Here is a 515-nt window from a genome sequence, read left to right as displayed (position 1 = left end):
GTTGCTGTACGCAGAATCAAAGCTTGTTGCTCTGCCGCGTATGCTGAATCTGCTTGACGAGCCGATTTCTCTGCCGTGTCTAGAGTGATCCACGAAGAGCGTTGGTATAGCTCTTGGCTGAAACCGATGCCAACACCCCATTGGTTGTTGTCATTGCTCATATCACTTCGATCACCACGGTTGATATCGTAGTTTGCTGTTAGATTAATTTGCGGTAACAAAGAGCTACGGCTTGACGTTACTGCTTCAAAAGCGGCATCGCGCTGTGCTGCTGAACGAAGAAGTTGTGGATCGTTCTGTTTTGCTTGGTCGTAAACTTCAGCTAGCGTATCAGCAAAAGCTGACGAACTCAGGCTGCCAATTGCTGCACTGATAAATAGTGGAAGCAGTTTTTTCATTTTCCTATTCCTGCCTTTTATGGAATTTTCTTTAAAGGAGTTTAACCCAGTTTGGTGGTAATTTACTCGAAACTTTGCACTTTTTTACATTTAACTGTCCACTTGTGCAATATTTAT

General features: G+C 43.5%; 1 protein-coding gene. It reads right to left on the bottom strand.

Going from position 1 to position 515, the window contains the following annotated elements:
* Nucleotides 1-398, bottom strand: a 398-nt coding sequence (locus tag BCT81_RS02380; RefSeq protein ID WP_198596829.1) for a TolC family protein, incomplete at its 3' end; no start/stop codon positions are given.
* Nucleotides 399-515: the final 117 nt, after the last annotated feature.

Origin of the sequence: Vibrio sp. 10N.261.52.A1, assembly GCF_002876325.1 — a bacterium.
In the GTDB taxonomy this organism is placed as follows: Bacteria; Pseudomonadota; Gammaproteobacteria; order Enterobacterales; family Vibrionaceae; genus Vibrio; species Vibrio chagasii.
This window is presented reverse-complemented; position numbering and strand designations above follow the sequence as displayed.